The sequence below is a fragment of the Nonomuraea muscovyensis genome, from assembly GCF_014207745.1.
GTDB lineage: Bacteria > Actinomycetota > Actinomycetes > Streptosporangiales > Streptosporangiaceae > Nonomuraea > Nonomuraea muscovyensis.
In genome coordinates, this window is record NZ_JACHJB010000001.1 from 942,675 (window position 1) to 960,510 (window position 17,836).

General features: G+C 74.3%; 15 protein-coding genes. 8 read left to right on the forward strand and 7 right to left on the reverse strand.

Translation table 11 applies throughout. The features are described 5' to 3' along the window. The first annotated feature begins 28 nt into the window (after positions 1–28). Both FHU36_RS04500 and FHU36_RS04505 read left to right on the forward strand, forming a co-directional pair. Positions 29–2,614 carry a DUF7824 domain-containing protein gene (locus FHU36_RS04500; RefSeq protein ID WP_185082522.1) on the forward strand — a complete coding sequence of 862 codons (2,586 nt, stop codon included), beginning with the start codon at positions 29–31 and terminating at the stop codon, positions 2,612–2,614. A gap of 2 nt (positions 2,615–2,616) precedes the next feature. Then, positions 2,617–3,549 (forward strand): hypothetical protein, encoded by a 933-nt coding sequence (locus FHU36_RS04505; RefSeq protein WP_185082523.1) that lies wholly within the window; start codon positions 2,617–2,619, stop codon positions 3,547–3,549. A gap of 61 nt (positions 3,550–3,610) precedes the next feature. On the opposite strand, the gene FHU36_RS04510 is transcribed toward FHU36_RS04505, so the two are convergent. The 3 genes from FHU36_RS04510 to FHU36_RS04520 are packed head-to-tail and all read right to left on the reverse strand — an operon-like array spanning position 3,611 to position 7,045. Further along, positions 3,611–4,237, reverse strand: coding sequence for a TetR/AcrR family transcriptional regulator (locus FHU36_RS04510; RefSeq protein ID WP_185082524.1), 627 nt, complete (start codon positions 4,235–4,237; stop codon positions 3,611–3,613). Between the two features lie 8 nt (positions 4,238–4,245). Next, positions 4,246–5,871, reverse strand: coding sequence for a hypothetical protein (locus tag FHU36_RS04515; protein WP_185082525.1), 1,626 nt, complete (start codon positions 5,869–5,871; stop codon positions 4,246–4,248). Further along, positions 5,864–7,045, reverse strand: a complete 1,182-nt coding sequence (locus tag FHU36_RS04520) for an FAD-dependent monooxygenase (RefSeq protein ID WP_221495769.1) — start codon at positions 7,043–7,045, stop codon at positions 5,864–5,866. Before FHU36_RS04520 ends, FHU36_RS04515 begins: the two co-directional genes overlap by 8 nt. A 387-nt stretch (positions 7,046–7,432) precedes the next feature. Here FHU36_RS04520 and FHU36_RS04525 point away from each other — a divergent pair, with 387 nt between their 5' ends. Continuing rightward, positions 7,433–7,852 (forward strand): peptidase inhibitor family I36 protein, encoded by a 420-nt coding sequence (locus FHU36_RS04525; protein ID WP_185082527.1) that lies wholly within the window; start codon positions 7,433–7,435, stop codon positions 7,850–7,852. A 63-nt stretch (positions 7,853–7,915) separates the two neighbouring features. Here the strand turns inward: FHU36_RS04525 and FHU36_RS04530 are convergent, their stop codons facing one another. The 3 genes from FHU36_RS04530 to FHU36_RS04540 form a co-directional block, all read right to left on the reverse strand. Continuing rightward, positions 7,916–10,816, reverse strand: coding sequence for a M36 family metallopeptidase (locus FHU36_RS04530; RefSeq protein ID WP_312891431.1), 2,901 nt, complete (start codon positions 10,814–10,816; stop codon positions 7,916–7,918). Between the two features lie 201 nt (positions 10,817–11,017). After that, positions 11,018–11,848 carry a glycerophosphodiester phosphodiesterase gene (locus FHU36_RS04535; RefSeq protein ID WP_185082528.1) on the reverse strand — a complete coding sequence of 277 codons (831 nt, stop codon included), beginning with the start codon at positions 11,846–11,848 and terminating at the stop codon, positions 11,018–11,020. Positions 11,849–11,948: 100 nt separating this feature from the next. After that, positions 11,949–12,752, reverse strand: a complete 804-nt coding sequence (locus FHU36_RS04540) for an NAD-dependent protein deacetylase (protein ID WP_221496038.1) — start codon at positions 12,750–12,752, stop codon at positions 11,949–11,951. Between the two features lie 295 nt (positions 12,753–13,047). Here FHU36_RS04540 and FHU36_RS04545 point away from each other — a divergent pair, with 295 nt between their 5' ends. From FHU36_RS04545 to FHU36_RS04560, 4 genes are all read left to right on the forward strand, one after another. Continuing rightward, complete coding sequence (locus FHU36_RS04545; RefSeq protein WP_185082529.1) at positions 13,048–13,791, forward strand: phosphatase PAP2 family protein; 744 nt, start codon at positions 13,048–13,050, stop codon at positions 13,789–13,791. Then, the gene (locus FHU36_RS46200) at positions 13,784–14,473 is read left to right on the forward strand and encodes a phosphatase PAP2 family protein (RefSeq protein ID WP_185082530.1); all 690 of its coding nucleotides are present in this window, start codon (positions 13,784–13,786) and stop codon (positions 14,471–14,473) included. Before FHU36_RS04545 ends, FHU36_RS46200 begins: the two co-directional genes overlap by 8 nt. A 76-nt stretch (positions 14,474–14,549) precedes the next feature. Beyond that, complete coding sequence (locus FHU36_RS04555) at positions 14,550–15,725, forward strand: flavin-dependent oxidoreductase (protein ID WP_185082531.1); 1,176 nt, start codon at positions 14,550–14,552, stop codon at positions 15,723–15,725. Between the two features lie 174 nt (positions 15,726–15,899). Further along, positions 15,900–16,082, forward strand: a complete 183-nt coding sequence (locus tag FHU36_RS04560) for a hypothetical protein (RefSeq protein ID WP_185082532.1) — start codon at positions 15,900–15,902, stop codon at positions 16,080–16,082. 133 nt (positions 16,083–16,215) lie between these two features. On the opposite strand, the gene FHU36_RS04565 is transcribed toward FHU36_RS04560, so the two are convergent. Then, the gene (locus tag FHU36_RS04565) at positions 16,216–16,743 is read right to left on the reverse strand and encodes a DoxX family membrane protein (protein ID WP_185082533.1); all 528 of its coding nucleotides are present in this window, start codon (positions 16,741–16,743) and stop codon (positions 16,216–16,218) included. Positions 16,744–17,023: 280 nt separating this feature from the next. Between FHU36_RS04565 and FHU36_RS04570 the strand changes: the two genes are divergently transcribed. After that, on the forward strand, positions 17,024–17,731 hold the full coding sequence (locus FHU36_RS04570; RefSeq protein WP_185082534.1) for a CBS domain-containing protein: 708 nt from the start codon (positions 17,024–17,026) through the stop codon (positions 17,729–17,731). The last annotated feature ends 105 nt before the right edge of the window (positions 17,732–17,836 follow it).

Here is a 17,836-nt window from a genome sequence, read left to right on the forward strand (position 1 = left end):
GTCGTCGGGGCTCGTTAGCGTCCCCGCCATGGATCACTGGGGTACGGTCAGGGAGCTGATCGAGGCACGGCGCGCCGATCGGCTCGCCGAGGTCGTCAGGGCGCTGGACGACGAGGGGCGCAAGGAGGTCGCGGCGCGGCTGCCGGCGTTGCTGAAGGAGTTGCGGGGCCGGTTCGACCGGTGGGACGACGGGCTGGTCGCCTACGCGGGGGTGTTGCGGGTCGCGGGCGCGGGCGCCCTGGGCGGCGCGGCGGCCGTGGCGTCCTGGCTGTACCGGCGTGACTTCGCCCCACAATGGGCGGGTCCCGACGACGACGTGGACCTCGTCTCGGCGGTGCTCGCCGACCGGCCGGCGGCCTGGCGCGCCGACCTGGCCGAGCGGCTGGTGCTGCGGATGCGCGTCTCCGACGACCGCGGCACGGCGCTGGCCCTGGCGCTGCTGCGCGAGACAGGCGTGGCGCCGCCGCCGCACGACCCGCTGGTGGCCGGGTGGGTGAACCGCAGGCCGTCGCGGCTCCGCAACGACCCGCTGCTCGACCACCTGCTGCCGCGGCTGTTCGAGGCCGAAGGTGTGGGCCGGGTGCTCCAGTGGGAGAGCGATCCGCGCGCGGGCTGGCTGGGGGCGCTGCTGGAGCTGGCGAAGGCCGACCGGGCGAAGCGGGAGGCGCTGGCCGAAGGCTGCGTGCGCCGCTTCCTGCTCGGCGGGACGGTCAACGAGCTGCGGTTCTTCGTCCGTCTGCACGAGGCGCTGGACCCGTCGCCGGCCGAGTCCGCCGCCCACGCCCGCGACTACCTGCGGCTGCTGCCCGCGTCGCCCGGCCCGGTCGCCGAGCTGGCCATGAAGCGCCTGCGCGGCTGCGCCGGCCTCCCCGACGCCCGCCTGACAGCCGACGACCTCGCCGAGGCGTGGGAGTCGCTGCTGTTCCGCCCGGAGCGCAAGCTGGTGCGTGCGGGGCTGGCGTGGCTCGACCGGTCCGTACGGCACACGCCCGCGCTGGCCGGTCTGGTCGCCGCGCCGCTGGCCCGCGCGTTCGCCGCCGACTCCGCCGAGTTGCAGGAGAAGGCCGTCGAGCTGGCTCTCGCCCACCATGACGGCATGGACGAGGAGGGGCGCGCCACGGTGCGGGAGGCGATCGAGCTGCTCCCGTCCCGGCTAGGCCGCCTGGCCGCCGAGGCGTTCGCGGGCGGCTCGGTCGCCGAGGCCGAGCCCGCCTTCGCGCCGCCGCCGCTGCCCGCCGCGCCCGAACGCGCCCGCCTCGTCGCGCCGCCGATCGAGTCCGCCGAGGAGCTCGGCGGGCTCATGAGGGAGGGAACGAGCTCCTGGCAGGAGTGGGAACGGGTGCTCGCCGGGTTCGTCACGCTCACCGGTCGTGACCGGACGGGCGTGGCCGCGGAGCTGTACTCCTGGCTGATCGAGGCACACACCTGGCAGTACAACGCGGGCACCTGGGAGGAGCCTGGTCAGTGGCTGCACGGCGCCGCCCGTTCCCTGACCGCCACCGCGCCCGTCCGCCACGCCTGGCGGCGCTTGCTGCCGCAGGAGAGCCTGGCCCCGCCGCACCGGCTGCTGCTGCACCGCGCGGCCGAGGTCCTGCGGGCCGTCGAGGAGGACACCCTCCCGCCGCTGCTGCTGGCCACGCCCACGCACAGCACCGGGCACGTGGCGGCGGGCGAGCTGGTCCGGCGGCTGGAGGTCATCGAGGCGGCCGGGGCCAGGCCGCTGGCCGCCGACCTCCAGCAGGCGCTGCTGCGCCTCCCGCGCACCCCTGACCCCGAGGCGGCGGAGCGGGCGGCCCGCCTGACGTCGGCCGCGGGCGCGATGCTCGCCGCGTGGACGTGCCCCGAGGTCGGGATCGAGCTGGAGTGGACCTGCGGCAACGCCGGCGGCGACCACGACTGGCACGACCGGAGCCACCACCACACCATCGGGCTGGTGCCGACGGCCACGGCCACCCCCACCGGGCTCCCGCTGGTCGACCTGATGCTGGGCGTCGCCCCGCACAGGGCCGAGGCCGGCCACCTCGCGTGGTGGCCCTCGATGCTGCCGTCGCACCGTGAGGTCGCCGCCGCGCACCTCATGCCGTACGTGCTGAGGCGCGTCTGGAACGAGGTCCCCGTCGGGCCGCGGGAGGCGCGCGAGCTCGCCCGGGCCGAAGGGCCGGCGGGAGCGGCGTTCTCGGCGGTCCTCGCCCGCGTCCTGGGCGATCCGAAGATGCCCGAGTCGGTCGACGTGCTGCTGGAGGTCGCCGCGCGGGATGAGCTGCCCGCGGCGGCGCTGGGCCGTCAGGCCGGGCTCCTCATGGCCGCCGGCCAGGTCAGGATGACCGACCTGATCGCCGCGCTCGACGCCGCGGCCGCGCGGGGCGGCCACGCGCACGTGTGGGAGGTCGCCGCCGCCGCGCTGCCCGTCCTGCTGCCCGCGCCCGGTGAGCGGCCGCGCAACGGCCTGACCGGGTTCGTCACGCTCGCCGGCACGGTCGCCGAGTGGTGCGGGGCACGCGGCGAGATCCCCGAGGTACGCGACATGGCCGCCCGCAAGGGCGACAGCGGGCTGCTCCGCGCGGTCCGCAGGCTGCACGACCAGCTCGCCGGCGGCGCCGGCCAGAAAGGATGATCATGGTTTCCCGGCTGTCCACGCGCTCCGGGCGCTGGCGCTCCAGGCAGGACGAGAGCCACGGCATGCGGCTGGCGATCGGCGATCTCGCCCGGGCCGCCGCCGCGCCGGGCTGGTCGCGGCTCACCGTCCACCACGCCCAGGTCGGCTCGCACGGGCTGACCACCGTCGTCCGCGACGGCCACGAGATCGGCGCCGAGGGCCTGGACGAGCCGTTCCGGCGCCTGCGCGAGCTGTCCTACCAGGGGGGCGCCGGCACCTGGTTCTCCTGCGAGCTGGCGTTCTCGCCCGGCACCAGGGGTTATGCCTGCCGCGTCGACTCCGCCGCAGCGCCGTTCGATGACGTGCCGGCGCCGGCGGCGCTGGCGGAGCTGACCGCGTTCCCCCGCGACGAGCCGCCCGGCTGGCTGCTGGCCGCGCTGCCGACCGCCGCGCCCATCGGGCTGCCCACCACGTACGGCGAGCGCTACGACTGGCTCTGGAAGCACACCGGCGAGCGCCCGCCTCCATCGCCGGCCATCAGCGGGGAGTCGGCCTACCTCCCGGCCACGACCATGACCGCCCGCGCCTTCGCCCATGGCCAGAAGCACGGCCGGCACCTGGTGCAGTTGGCGGGTCAGGCCGACGAGCCCGAGGCGGAGCAGTTCATGGTGATGTGCTCGGGGGAGAGCTACCACGTGGGGCGCCGGAGCGTGCGCGGCACCGGCGGCGGCACCGGCAGGGATTTCGGCATCGACATGGGCCTGCGCTCCATCATGCTGGACGGCGCGACGCTCCGGCTGGACCTGACCCCTGAGGCCGCCGACACGCTGGAGACCGAGACCTCCTTCGAGATACGCCTCGACCTGGACCCCGGATCGCTCGGCGAGGTGCGGGCCGTCCTGCCCGGCATGCTCAGGACCGTCGTCCGGGCGCCGCGGCTGATCGGCTTCTGAAGGTGGGGGAACAGCGCGCCGCCGGCCGATCGGCTGACGCGCCCGGGGACCGAGCCGGGGATCAGGCGGTGGATCTGCGGAGCTTGGCGCGCAGGGCGCGGCGGGCGACCGGGCCGAGGTCGTCGACCACCTCGGCCAGCAGCGCCAGCCGGTCGAGCGCGTCGAGCGCCGCCTGCCCGCCCGCCGGGTCGACGCCCTCGAACAGCTCCAGGCCGATGAACGCGGCGGCGACCGCGCGGGCCAGGCCGGGGATGTCGGCCAGTTCGGCGACGGGCGAGCCGGCCAGCAGCCGGTCCAGGGTGCGCTCCAGCGCGTCGATCCACAGGTGCAGCGCGGCCGAGGTGGCCTCGGCCAGCGCCGGGTCGGTCTGCGCGCCGGCGAGGAACTGGGCCAGCACGGTGACGTTGCCGGTGGCGCGCTCCTCGGCGTGCAGGTGGCGGCCCAGGTCGAGCAGCTCGCGCAGGCTCCTCACCTGCTCCATGCGGGCCTGGAACGGCCGGACCCTGGCCTCGGTGGCCGCCAGGCACGCCTGTTTGAGCAGCTCGGGCACGCTGCCGAAGTGGTAGAACACCAGCGCCTGGTTGACGCCCGCGGTGGCGGCGATCGTCCGCGCGGAGGTGCCGGTGATGCCACGTTCGCGCAGCGTCTCGATGGCGCCGTCGATCAGACGCTGTCGGGTGTCGGCCATGCCGACCATCATCGGGCACACAGGTACGGGCGGGAGAGCGCGAGGGCCGTCGCCGTGAGGATCACCCCTGCCAGGACGGGCGCGAGATGCCCCAGGTGGACGTACCCGATGGCCAGGTGGGCGGCAAGGGCGGGCGCGAACCCGGCGACGGCGGCGAGCGCCAGCGTCCACCACACCCACGACTCGCCGCGCCGCCATCCCCACGCGCCGAGCAGGGTGATCGCCGCGGCGGCCGCCATCAGCACCCCGCCGAACCCCGCCCTGTCGTGCGCGATGAACGGCAGCAGCCGGGCGTTGGCCGCCCGCAGCGTCTCCGGCCCGGTCCCCAGGTACTCCAGGTCGCTCAGGACGAAGACGCCGGTGAGGCCGACGGCCGACACGGCCACGCCGCCGGCGAACAGCCCGGCCCCGATGATGACCATGAGGAGCTGGCCGGTGAGCGCGCGGCGGCGTTCGCGTTGCGGGCCTTCCGGGCGCACCGTCCACCGGGGGCGGCCCGCCGGCCGCCGGATCGCGGCCGTGAACAGGGGGAGCACGATGACGGTCAGCGTCATGTGCAGCGGCTCCACGTACCCGTGGACGAAGAGGTAGAGCACGGCGGCGAACCCGACGCACCCGGAGGCCAGGTACGCCTCGCGCGCCCACGGCCACCCGCGGCGCATGCCCCCGGCGGCCAGGCCCGCGTAGAGGATGCCGACGGCCACCATCGTGCCCGCCAGCGTGATCCGGTCGTGGCGCAGGAAGTGGATCAGATGGTGGTTGACCGCGTGCAGCGCCTCGCGGTCCATGCCGAGGTAGGCGCGGTCGTACCAGAGGAGCACCGGCCCGAGCGAGACCGCGGCGGCGACGAGCCCGGCCACCGCGATGACCGCCCCCGCCAGCAGCCCCCACCACCAGGCGGGCCACCGGCGGGGATCACGGCCGACATCGCGCGGCGAGAGGGCGGGCGCGGTCGGCGTCGCGGCCTCCGTCACCCGCGCGAACCAGCCCGGCCCCGCCTCGATCAGCAGGGCCGGTGTGGCGAGCACGGCCCTGCCGGGATGCGCGAGGGCGCGGGCCGCCGCCTCGACGGACGGGGAGGCGGGCCGCACGAGGTGCGGGCCGCCGCCCGCGGCGAGGACCGCGTCCACGTACGGCGCCAGGGCGGCGGCCACGGCCGGATCGGCCGTGGCCGCCAGCACCGGGACGCGGCTGCCCGCCGCCGCCTGCCGGACCGCCGGCACGTCGGCGGGCCCGACGGGCTCCACGAGGATCAGCCCCGCGCCGAGCGGCGGCAGCGCCCGCACGGCGTCGCGTGCCGCCGCCGGCGGCACCACCGCCCCCAGCCGGCTGCGCACCGCGACCCCGCCGACCGTGCCACCGCCCACCGTGCCGCCGTCCACCATGTCGCCGTCCACCATGTCGCCGCCCACCGTGCCGCCGTCCACCATGTCGCCGCCAGCCGTGCCCCCGCCGACCGTGCCCGCCAGGTGCGCCGGCGGATGCCGGTGCCCGAGCAGCCGCGCGATCGCCCGCCCGCCGCCGGGCAGCGACCCCGTCCAGGCCAGCACCCGCAGCGCGGCCCGCTGCGATCGCCGCACGCCCAGCAGCGCCCCCGCGATCCCCCGCAGCGGCTGGTACGTCCAGTCAGGCATCGGTTCCCGCCCTTCCACCCGGCCTGCCCCGTTCCGCCGCCTCCGGCGGGACCCAGGACAGCACGGGATCCATCGACCGCAGCAGGAGCCGCGACGGGACCAGCCGGGCGGCCGAGTCCCGTAACCAGGCAGCCGGCGGCCAGGCGGCCAGGCCGACCGCCCCCAGCCGGGCCGAGCGGCGCGCGATCGCCCGGGTGCGCGGCCGTCGCAGCCGGTCGTAGCGGGCCAGTGCCGTGTCCGGGTCCGGGTCCGTCCGCAGGCACGCGGCGAGCGTGACCGCGTCCTCCAGGGCCGTGCCCGCCCCCTGCCCCAGCGTCGGCTCCATCGCGTGCGCGGCGTCCCCCAGCAGCGCCACCCTGCCGCGGACGTACGAGGCGAGCGGCGGCGTCTCGTAGACGTCGTGCCGCAGGACGGCGGCCTCGGGCACGGCCGCCAGCAGCTCCGGGACGGGATCCGGCCAGCCGCCGAACCTGCGCACGAGCCCCGCGTGCGGGTCCTCCGGGCTCGCTTCGGGCATCCGGGCCGCCGCGAAGCAGTAGAAGCGCCCGCCGGGCAGTGCGGCGAACCCGATCCGCTCGCCCCGCCCCCAGAACAGCGCCCCGTCGGTCCCTCTCCCGGCCAGCGGCCCGGTCACCGTCCGCCACGCGGTGCACCCGCCGTACCGGGGTGGCCCCGCCTCCGGCCAGAGCTGATCCCGGATCCGGCTGCGCAGCCCGTCGGCCCCGACCACCAGGTCGGCCCGCACCCGCCCGCCCGCGTGCTCGACCACTGCCCCGGCGCCGTCCGGCCGGACCGCCCGCACCTCGCCGCCCGCCCGCAGCAGCTCCGCCGGCAGCGCCGTCAGCAGCACTCTCAGCAGCTCGGCCCGGTGCACCATGAGCAGCGGCCACCCGTGCCGCCGCGCCACGTCGCCGTTGTCCGTCCGCGACAGCCAGCGCCCCGCCCGGTCGCGGACCCCGCCCCGGGTCTCCACCCCGGCGACGGCCGCCGTCGGCTCGGCCAGGCCGAGGGCGGCCAGCGCCCGCATGGCGTTCGGCCAGATCGCCAGCCCCGCCCCGATCTCGCCGAACGCTCCGGCCCGCTCCAGCACGGTGACCCGCCACCCGATCCGGTGCAGCGCGACCGCCGCCGCGAGCCCGCCGATCCCGCCACCGACCACGACCGCAGCAGGCATGCGCATCCTCCCCCATCACCGTTTGAGCGACTGCTCAAATCGCACGATAGACCGATTTGAGCAGTCGCTCAACCAGCGGGGCGGCCCAGGTGGATCTCCTTGCGGCTTGCGAAGACGTCGCGGTTGTCGCGCAGGCACCCCGTCGATTCGCCTGGACGGCGGCGGCCGGGATGCTCTCTCGACCAGCCCCTCGCCGCCCTCACTCAGCACGACGACCGGCGGCGCGGCGCGACGGCAAGGGGGCGCGTTGGCGCGCCGCGCCGCCTCTGGCCGCGTTCTTCGCGCGCGGCGGCCGCCGTGACGCGACGGCCCGGCCCCTTCCCCAGCAAGATCGAAGCGTGTATGTTCGGCTCATCGCCGAAGAAAAGTTTCACCCTTGGAGAGGCTATGGGCAAGAAGCTTCAGATGCTGGCGTTACCGACGGTGGCCTTCGCGCTCGCGCTCGCACCGGCCATCCCGGCGCAGGCGGCGGACGGCTACGACCGTTGCCGCGCAGGCTACTACTGCATGTTCTCCGGGCTGGACGGCACCGGTGACATGATCGAGATCCAGGCCAGTACCCCCGACCTGGCAGCGCTGAACATGGCCGACCGGGCCAAGTCCGACTGGAACCGGACCGGATCCCTCATCCACCTCTACTCCGAGGCCGGCTACCAGGGCTGCTCGGCCGTCACGTCGCCCGGCGGGAAGGGCAACTTCTTCATCACCTACCGCGACTTCTTCGACTCCGTGCGCGTCGGGGGGCCGAACGGCCCCTCGTGCGGCACTCCCCCGGGGGAGGACCTGCTGGTCAAGGCTCACGCCTGATCTCGCACGAGGCGCGCCCCCTCTCGCACGGCGGGAGGGGGCGCGCCGGTGTCCGGCGGAGGATCAGTGCGAGTACGCCTGGAACTCCGCGGCCCGGACCTGGTCCCGCTGCGGGCTGGCCGTGGCGCAGTCCGTCGCGGAGTTCGGGTCGTTGTCCTGCTCACCGGCGTACAGCGGGTTGCCGGTGCACTGGGTGGTCACCGCACGCAGCATCAGGTGCGTCGCGGTGGTGGTGGGGACGCGGAACGACCTGATCAGCAGGTCGGCGCCCCGCGGACGGGGCAACGCGGCCTTGAAGGCGTCCTTCGGGCTGGTGTAGACCTTCGTGAAGTTCGCCGGGTCGGAGCAGCCGGAGCTGCAGGCCAGCACCTCGAACGAGCGCAGCGCCGAGAAACGGTTCTGGCCACCCGGATCGGCCGGGTCGCCCGTGTTCGGCCGGAGCATGGCGCTCACCTGCACCCTGCGGATCTTGACGGGCTCGTCTCCCGCCAGGTCCACGGTGACCGACTTGCCGGCCGGGGCGCCGGTGAGCGAGGCCCAGTTGGTGGCCTCGGTCTCGTCGATCAGCTTGGCGTGGTTGACGCCGTCGCCGGAGGCCGCCGCGCCGGCCGTGGCCGAGGCGTGGTTGCGGGTCAGCGGCAGCGGGAGCGGCAGCTTGACCCCGGGCGCCACCGCGAACTTCAGCCGCGTGTGGCCGAAGCCGTTGCCCGCGACGACGAAGTCGTACAGGCCGGGCGTCATCTCCACGGTGTCGCCCAGGTCCGTCGCCGGGTCGGTGTCGGCGACCGGGACCACGCGCCCCTCGTAGTCGCCCACGTACAGCCGCAGCGCCGCGCCCTTGGCCTCGCCGAGCGGCTTGAGCTGCAGCGAGCCGTTCTTGCCGGCCGGGTTGACGAAGCTGGGCGCCGGGTCGGGGTCGTTCGGGCCGTTGCTGGCCGCGCCCTCCCCGAGGCCGTGCTCGGCGAACGCCCGCCACATGATGCCCTGGTTCGCCCCGCCGAAGCGGATCACGTCAGCGGCGAGCAGCGCGTCGCGGTGGTCGACGTAGCTCACCGCGCCCGAGGCCATCAGGAGCAGCGCGTCGAACGACAGCTGCGCCCAGCGCCGGTTGCCCGGGCAGTCGGCGACCGGCGTCTGGCCGTCGGCGCAGGCCTTCTGCTGCTTGGCCGTGCCCTTGCCGTACTTCTTGACGAACGCCTGCCGCACGTCGAACTGCGTGGCCGACCAGATCTCACCGTCGGCGTGGACCTGCTGGCCGACGATGTCGTAGGCGATGTCGCTGTAGTTCAGCGGCGACCTGGACATGTCGTAGTTGCGGATGCCGCGCTCGTGGTCGCCGGTGACGTAGCCCCCGGTCACGTACGGGGTGACGCCGGCCGGGCGGAAACCGTACTCGCCCAGGTACTCCATGGCGAACAGGTCGGAGGTGCTCTCGTTCATGGCCCCGGCCTGGGCGCCGCTCCAGCCGGCGTTCGGGCCGCCGATCATGCGGCCGGAGATGGCGTGGGTGTACTCGTGGCCGATGACCGACATGTCGTAGTCGCCGTCCACGCACGGGGAGTAGAACGCGCCCGCGATCGGCTGCCACAGGTACATGTTGGTGATCGGCGCGACCCCGTCGGGGCCGGTGATCTGGTTGGCGTTGTCGCGGACGGACAGCACGCGGGCGCCGGCCTGCGCGTTGCCCTGCTCGGGGTCGCCCCCGAGACCGCCCCGGTCGCCGTTGTCGGCCTGCATGTTCCAGGCCGTCTCGGTGAAGCCGAGCCGGTACGACCAGTCGTGCATGCGGTTGTGCATGGCGTGCAGGTTGGTGATCGCCGCCTCCAGGTCCGCCTCGCCCTCCTGGTCGAAGGTCGCGGGGTCGCACTTGGACGTGTGCCAGATGTTGCGCCACGGGTAGGCGTAGTCGCGGCTGGGCGTGAGCACGTTGCTGCGGGTGCCGACCGTGAACGGGTCTCCGCTGGCCCGGTTCTCGAACGTGCGCGCCGCGTTGCCGAGGCTGGTGTGCGTGGACACGCCGGTGGCGTGGTCCACGTCCCAGGCCTTGCCGGTGGCCGGGTCGCCGCCGACCACGTAGTCGCAGCCGGGGCCGGCGGTGGCGCACCACGTCCTGCGGGTGTCAGCCGAGGAGTAGTCGGCCGGCGGGTTGGCCGGGAACGCCTCCCAGTGCGGGTTGTCCGGGTCGAAGTGGTCGACGAGGTTCTCGCGGACCAGGATGGCGCCGCTGACGGCGTCCACGTGCGTGGTGTAGCCGGCGGCCGCGCCGTCCTCGCCGCCGATGACGACCACCTGGTACGCGCTGTGCACGCCGTCGGGCGCGGGCACGGCCACGGCGGTGACCTTCTTGGTGACGGCCTTGGCGAGGTCGATGCCGCCGTCGCGGGCCGCGACCTCCAGGGCCTGCTGCTCGGTGAGCCGGGCGGCCGGAGGCGCGCCGGTCTCGCGGGACAGCGACGAGGTGACGTGCCGGACCGTGCCGCCGAGCACGCCGACGCTGACGAGCCCGTCCACGCCGGCCGGCAGGTCGCCGAAGCGCTGGCGCAGCAGGACGGCGTGGCCGTCGCCGATGGGGTTGACGGCGACCCGCTCCAGGGCGTCCACGGCCTGGGCGGACAGGCCGAACAGGGTCTCGTGGGCCTTGAGGTAGGCCCTGGCCGCCTGCTCCGGATCGGCGCCCAGGCCCTCGGCCAGGGGCTCGGCGCCGGTGACGACGGCGGGGGTGCCGAGAGCGTTCCAACGGACGCGGGCGGCCGGTCCCGCGCTGCGCGCGTTGATCCCGGCGGGCGGCGGGACGCTGCCCCGCCGGTTGTCCAGATCGGGCTTGCCGTGCTCCTCGGCCTGGAAGTCGTGGACCACCGGGGCCGTCCCGCCGGGCTCGGCCTGGGCGGCGCCGGTGATGGGCAGAACCGCCGCCGTCATGGCGACGGCGATGACAGCGCTGCGTAACCAGGGTTTGGTCGACACCTGTCCTCCTGCTCAGGGGGTGCGCGCGGGTCCCGCGCGGTACCCGCAAGAGGTAACACCGCCACCAGGGCATGACAAGATCTTGTAAAGGGCGCACAGTCGGCGTATAGGGGGTCACGCCGGTCCAGGGCGGTCAGGGTCGGGGACTGCGGCGGGCCAGGCACGGCGCCGGGTCAGGAGCGGCGGGTCAGAAGCGGCGGGTCAGGTGCACTTGCCGTTCAACCACCGCCGGTAGTCCCGGGTGTAGTTGGTCATGATGCTCGGCGGCGACTCGGTGAGGACGCTCTCCCACCGGGTCGCGTTGGCGCTCCACGCCGGAGGCGGCTCGTCCCAGGCCGCGCTGTCGGCCCACCTGGCGGCCGAGCCCTTGAGCATCGACGGATGGCGCCTGCCCAGCTCGGCCTGGATCCAGGGGTCGGTCGAGTAGACGAGGATCCGCTGCGAGCCCTGCCGCTCGCGGATCGGGTCGGAGATCTCCTTCCAGGCCCGCGCCCCATGGGCGGAGGAGGCGAGGATGCTCTTCGTCTGGGGCTTGATCTCCAGGAGGGCGATCAGACCGGTGGAGCCGACGTGCTTCAGCCAGGCGCGCAGCGTGTGGACCTTCTCGCCCTGGTACGGACCGCGGTCGATGCGCCGCGCCTTGAGCGCGCCCGCCCCCCTGGCCCACCACAGCTCGGTGATCTTCTTCTTGGCGCCGGTCAGGCCGTTGCTGGTGACGTTGTGCCACATCACGGCCTTGGTGCCGTCCCTGGTGAGCTGGACGTCGGCTTCGACGCCGTCAGCGCCCCAGGACTTCATGTCGTCGACGGCGCTGGGGTTGTTGGCCTGGCGGATCTGGTCCTTGGCGGTGGCGTCGGGCTGGGCCGGGTAGCCGCCGTGCCCGAACACCAGCGGGCACGACGCCGCCACGGCGCGCCGCTCGACCTCGGCGGCGTGGGAGGCGTGGGAGGCCGAAGCGGGCGAGGAGACGGCCAGGCCGCCGGCGGCGGCAACGGCCAGCGTGAGCGGGAACCTGCTCGGCGTGCACGCCATGGATCCTCCCCGTCTCGGACATTCTCAGCACAACGGGATCACCCGCGAGAAGAGGCTATGGCCGTACCGGAGCATGATCAAGGATCACGAGGCGATGTGCTCAGCGGCCGGTCAGCCGCGCGGCGAGAGCCCCGAGAGTGTCGCCGAGCGGGGCGTCCAGCGTGACCGCCGCGTCGGCGTCTCCGCGTGTCGGCCCCTGGTTGACGATGCCGATCGGGATGCCGAGCGCGGCCGCCCTGGTCACGAAGCGCAGCCCCGACCGCACCGCCAGCGACGACCCGAGCACGAGCAGCGCCCGCGCGCCGCCGACCAGCGCGAAGCACTCGTCGACCCGGTCGCGCGGCACGTTCTCGCCGAAGAACACCACGTCGGGCTTGAGCAGCCCGCCGCACGCGGTGCAGTCGACCACCCGGAACCCCTCGACCTGCTCGTCGGTGAGGACGGCGTCGCCGTCGGGGTTGATCCGCCCGCTCGCCTCCCAGCCGGGGTTGGCCTCGCGCAGGCGGTGGTCCAGCTCGGTGCGGGAGGTGCGCCGCCGGCACGACAGGCAGGCGACCCGGTCGAGGCCGCCGTGCAGCTCGATCACCCGCCGGGCGCCGGCCGCCTGGTGCAGGCCGTCGACGTTCTGGGTGACGATCCCGGCGAGCAGGCCGTGCCGCTCCAGCTCGGCCACCGCGTGGTGCCCGGTGTTGGGCCGGGCCTGGCCGATCTGCCGCCACCCGACGTGGCTGCGCGCCCAGTAGCGCCGCCGCGCCTGCGCGCTGCCCACGAACCGCTGGTACGTCATCGGCTCCGCCCGCCGGGCCCGGCCGGTGGGGCCCCGGTAGTCGGGGATGCCGGACTCCGTGGACAGGCCCGCCCCGCTGAGGACCGCCACGCCTCCCCCGGCGACCAGCTCGACCAGCGACGCGAACGACACGGACTGCGCGGGCTGCTCGGGTTGCGCGGGCTGCGGGGTCGGCGCGGGCCGAGGGGGCGGCGCGAGACCCCGGGACACGCCGGCGGCGTGCGCGCTTCCCGTCACCCTTCGCTGCTTCCCGTCACCCTTCCATGGTGCCCGACGCGGCGCCCGGCGCGCGACGCGCCCGGCGCCGGTGCGCTCCCCGTGACGGACCGGAGAGGGATGATCGCCTCTCCCCCGGGTAGCCGGTTCCAGATCCACGACCGGTCCGCACGAGGAGAAAGGGCGCGCCCCACGCATGATCACCACTCGCTGGACGAGCACACACCCCGACCGGGACCGCGGCCTGGGACTGCGGCTGGCCCTCGCGTCCTTCGCGGTGGCCCTCGTGATGATCCCGTTCACGCTGCTGCTCGTCGTCGCCAGGATGCCGCTGAACGACCTGGACGCCGGCGTCGCGCGTGCGCTGCACGCCTACGCGCTGGCCAACCCCGACGTCACGGCGGTGATGATCGTCTGGACGGACGTGTTCGGGCCGTGGCCGTGGCGCATCGCCGTGGCCGTGCTCGCCGGCTGGCTCGCCTGCCGGGGAGCGCCCAGGCTCGCCCTGTGGGCGATCACCACGATCACCGTGGGCGGGCTGCTCGGTGCGGGACTCAAGCTCGTCGTGGACCGGGCCAGGCCCCACCTGCCCGACCCCGTCGCGCTGGCGCCGGGTGAGGCGTTCCCCTCGGGTCACGCCCTGACCGTCACGCTCGGCGCCGGCGTGATCGTGCTGGCCCTGCTGCCGATGCTGCCGCGGTGGGGCAGGCGGCCGGCCTGGACCGTGGCCGCGTTCCTCGTCGTGACGGTGTCCTTCACCCGGGTAGCCCTCGCCGTGCACTGGGTGAGCGACGTGCTCGGCGGGATCGTGCTGGGCATGGCGGTGATCGCCGCCACGACCGCGGCGTTCGAGACCTGGCGCCGGCACGCGGGCCGCAGACCGGCCGCGCCGCCGCGCGACGGCGTCGAGCCGGAGTCGGTGCGGGTGATCCGTGACTGACCACCTGAGGTACTACGCCTCCGCCCTGCTGTTACCGCTCGTCGCGCTCACCGCGGTGACCTACGGCGCCGGTGAGCTGATCACGTCGCTGCCCACCGGCGAGGCGGCGGTGAACACCGGCCTGGCCGCCGGGCGCACCGGCCTGTGGAACACGCTGACCGACATCGGCACCAGCCTGTCCGACACCCCGTACGTCGTGGCCCTGACGGCCGTGACCGCGGTGTTCCTCGGCCTGGTCCGCCGGCGCTGGTACGAGGCGGCGTTCCTGGTGGCGGCCGTCTGGAGCCAGTCGCTCATCTTCCTGGCGACGAGCGCCCTGGTGGCCCGCCACCGGCCGCCGGTGCATCACCTCGACCCGGCCCCGCCCACCTCCTCCTTCCCCTCGGGACACGTCAGCGCCGCCGTCGGCTTCTACTGCGCGGTCGCGCTGCTGCTCGCCCTGCGCCTGCGTCGCCCGGCCCCGCGGGCCCTGGTGTGGACGCTGGGCGTGGCGGTGCCGTTGATCGTCGCCTTCTCCCGCCTGTACCGGGGCATGCACTTCCTGTCGGACGTGCTGTGGGGGCTGCTGCTCGGGGCGTGCTGCGTCGCGGTGGCCGCCCGCGCCATCCTGGCCCGCCACCGGCGACGCGAACACCCCCGCCTCCCGGCCCGGTCCCCCGAGCCCGACCGGCACGCAGTGTGATCGTTCCGCTCCCTGCGCGGTCTTGAAGATCGAGGCGGGAGCGTGCAGGATCTTCATGCCGTCTAGGAGGTCTGCATTGCGCGTAGTCATCGCCGGAGCCGGGATCGGGGGCCTCACCACGGCTCTCAGCCTGCACGCCGCCGGCATCACCGATGTGGTCGTGCACGAGGCGACCAAGGAGATCCGGCCGCTCGGGGTGGGGATCAACATCCTGCCGCACGCCGTGCGCGAGCTGACCGAGCTCGGGCTGGGTGACCGGCTGGCGCGGATCGGCGTGCCGACGGCGGACCTGACGTACGCCAACCGGTACGGCCGGCTCATCTGGTCGGAGCCGCGTGGCGTGGCCGCGGGCTACAACTGGCCGCAGTACTCGATCCACCGGGGCCGCCTGCAGTTCATGCTGCTGGAGGCGGTGCGCGAGCGGCTCGGCCCCGACTCGGTGGTGACGGGCTCGCCCATCACGACCCTCGACCACGACGCCGACCTGCTGGTGGGCGCCGACGGCATCCGCTCCAGCGTGCGCGCCGCGCTCTTCCCGGAGGAGGGCGATCCGCTGTGGAGCGGGCAGGTGCTCTGGCGCGGCACCACGTACGCCAAGCCGTTCATGACGGGCCGGTCCATGCTGATGGCCGGTGACGACACCCAGCGGGTCGTCATCTACCCCATCGCCCCGCCGGAGCCCGACGGCCGCGTGCTGATCAACTGGGCGATCCAGCGCAAGGCGCCCGAGACCGTGCCGCGGGGCGACTGGAACCGGCGGGTGGAGGTGGAGAAATTCTTCCACCATGTGGCCGACTGGCACTTCGACTGGTTGGACGTGCCCGCCCTGATCTCAGATGCGGAGGCGGTCTACGAGTATCCGATGGTGGACCGCGACCCGCTGCCCTACTGGTCGACGGACCGGGTCACGCTGCTGGGCGACGCGGCGCACCCCATGTACCCGACCGGCTCCAACGGCGGCACGCAGGCCGTCATCGACGCCCGGGTCCTGGCCTACGCCCTGGCGACCGGCAAGGGGCTGGAGTTCTACGAGAGCCTGCGCCGGCCCACGACGACCGAGATCGTGAAGTCCAATCGCAAGGACGGCCCCGAGGTGGTCCTGGCGCTGGCGCACCAGCGCGCCCCGCAGGGCTTCCAGCAGATCGAGGACGTCGTCCCCCGGGAGGAGCTGGAGGAGATCGCGCTCCGGTACAAGCAGACGGCCGGTTTCGTCCCGTCGGCGCTGAACGAGCGGGCGTCCTGGTCGGTGTGAGCGGGCCCGTCCCGACATTGGTCGCCACCGGCGCACGGGTAACCAGTCATCAAGCGGTGTGCAATTCCACCTGAATACCACTGCTCCCAACCTTTTATGGTCAAAGGTGCCGCCGGCGAGGCGGAGAGCCGGTGGAGGGCCGCGGTGGGTGCGGGAAGCGGAATCCTGATGGCGGTGGCGATCACGGATGGGACGATGCTCGTCCTGGCGGGCGTGGGCCTGCCGTTCCTGATCAACGCGAAGAAGGCGCAGCGGCTGCTGGCCGTCGGGTTGCCCGCGCGGGCGGTGGTGGACTCGATGGCCGACACCGGGATGACGGTCAACGGCCGGCCCGTGGTCAGCTTCCGTGCCGCCTGACCCGCGCCACCTGACGCGCGCCACCTGACCCGCCCGGTGCCGGCCGGCCCGCGCCGGTGGTGGAGTGCCTCGGACATGGCGATGCCCACCCCGCGGGAGCGGGGTGGGGGCGCCGGCGGCCGCACGGTGGCGGCTACTTCAGCAGGGCGTGGCGCTGGACGATCGGCAGGTTGCCGAGTCCGAGAGTGGCGCCCGCGTTGGCCATGGCCAGCCCGACCAGCACGATCGCGTAGACGATGTGGTCGTCCATGAAGGGGTTGGTGGTGAGGGGCAGTTCGGCCGCCCACATGAGGAGCAGCATCAGACCGCCGGCCGCGGCGGCGACGCGGGTGCCGACGCCCAGGACGAGGGCGGCTCCGACGCCGAGCAGACCGGCCATGAACAGCCAGTCCACCCAGGCCTGTCCGGCCAGGGCGCCGAAGAACCCGCCGAGGGCGTTCTCGCCCGTGCCCTTGAGGAAGCCGGTGGTGGGGCTGCCGCCTTCGAGCCAGGCCCGCTTCGCCGGAGTGGCGAAACCCCAGCCGAAGGTCTTGTCGAGGAAGGCCCACAGGAAGATCCAGCCGATCGCGATCCGGGTGAGGGCCCAGACGTAGTCGACGGGACGGCGGGTCGCTGCGGCGGCGTGCATGCGGATGGCGGGCTTGTTGATCGTGGCGGCCATGACGGCCCCCTCTCCTCGCGGTGTCACTGTCCTTGTCACACCTCAAGCAAACCTTTACCAGCCCTTGGTGCAGCAGTGCCGTACGACCCGCCCCGGTGGGACCTAAGGCCCCGGCCCGGCGCCCTGGAGGGCCCGTTCCCGGCACGGCACCCGGTCGCGGCGGCGGCCCGCACCTGTCGCCGACCGGACAAAAGACCAGGTCAGCAGGGGACTTACGGCCCTACGGCCCGGAGCCGCCGCGAGGTGCGATGGGAGTGTCGGCGAGGAGGAGGGCAGCCACATGAGCATGACCATCCGGGACGTGATGACGACGGACGTGACGGCGGTCGAGCAGGACGCCTCCTTCCACGCGGTCGCCCAGCTCCTGATCGACAAGGGCGTCAGCGGTCTGCCGGTCGTGGACTCCGACGGCCATGTCAAGGGCGTCGTGTCCGAGGCCGACCTGCTGGCCAAGGAGGAGTTCAGGGCGCGCTTCCGCGGCGACGACTACCGGCCGTCGCTCCGGGCGCGGATCCGCCACTCGATGAGCAGCGAGGGCAGCGGCCACCGCAAGGCCATGGGCGAGACCGCGGGCGAGCTCATGACCCACCCGGCGTACGTGACGACGCCCGACTCCCCCGTCGTGCTGGCCGCCCGGCTGATGGACCGGCACGGCATCAAGCGACTGCCCGTCGTCGACGCCGGCGGCCGGCTGGTCGGCATCGTCAGCCGTCGCGACCTGCTCAAGGTGTTCGTCCGCGCCGACGAGGACATCAGGCGCGAGCTGGTGGGGAGCATCCCGCTCACCGCCCCCTGGACCGATCCCGCATCGCTGGACGTCACGGTGGCCGACGGGGTCGTGACCCTGGCCGGGACCGTGACCCGGCACAGCGAGGCCATCACGCTCGCCCGGGTGGCCCGCGGCGTCGACGGCGTCGTGACGGTGCGCGACACGCTCACCTGGAAGCACGACGACGTCGTCGACGTGCCCGTCTGGGGCGGCGCCTGAACGCCGGACGCGACCGCGGGGACTTTCGGCCCTGCCGGCGATGACCTCTGCCGGCAGCGTGGAATCCGGGGTAGGGGGACAGTAGGGAGCTGAGCACCCAACCAC

Bases quoted from the DNA above. Each gene is read 5' to 3' on its own strand.
- FHU36_RS04500 (WP_185082522.1), top strand. From the start codon at position 29: ATGGATCACTGGGGTACGGTCAGGGAGCTGATCGAGGCACGGCGCGCC.
- FHU36_RS04505 (WP_185082523.1), top strand. From the start codon at position 2,617: ATGGTTTCCCGGCTGTCCACGCGCTCCGGGCGCTGGCGCTCCAGGCAG.
- FHU36_RS04510 (WP_185082524.1), bottom strand. From the start codon at position 4,237: ATGGCCGACACCCGACAGCGTCTGATCGACGGCGCCATCGAGACGCTG.
- FHU36_RS04515 (WP_185082525.1), bottom strand. From the start codon at position 5,871: ATGCCTGACTGGACGTACCAGCCGCTGCGGGGGATCGCGGGGGCGCTG.
- FHU36_RS04520 (WP_221495769.1), bottom strand. From the start codon at position 7,045: ATGCCTGCTGCGGTCGTGGTCGGTGGCGGGATCGGCGGGCTCGCGGCG.
- FHU36_RS04525 (WP_185082527.1), top strand. From the start codon at position 7,433: ATGGGCAAGAAGCTTCAGATGCTGGCGTTACCGACGGTGGCCTTCGCG.
- FHU36_RS04535 (WP_185082528.1), bottom strand. From the start codon at position 11,848: ATGGCGTGCACGCCGAGCAGGTTCCCGCTCACGCTGGCCGTTGCCGCC.
- FHU36_RS04545 (WP_185082529.1), top strand. From the start codon at position 13,048: ATGATCACCACTCGCTGGACGAGCACACACCCCGACCGGGACCGCGGC.
- FHU36_RS04565 (WP_185082533.1), bottom strand. From the start codon at position 16,743: ATGGCCGCCACGATCAACAAGCCCGCCATCCGCATGCACGCCGCCGCA.
- FHU36_RS04570 (WP_185082534.1), top strand. From the start codon at position 17,024: ATGAGCATGACCATCCGGGACGTGATGACGACGGACGTGACGGCGGTC.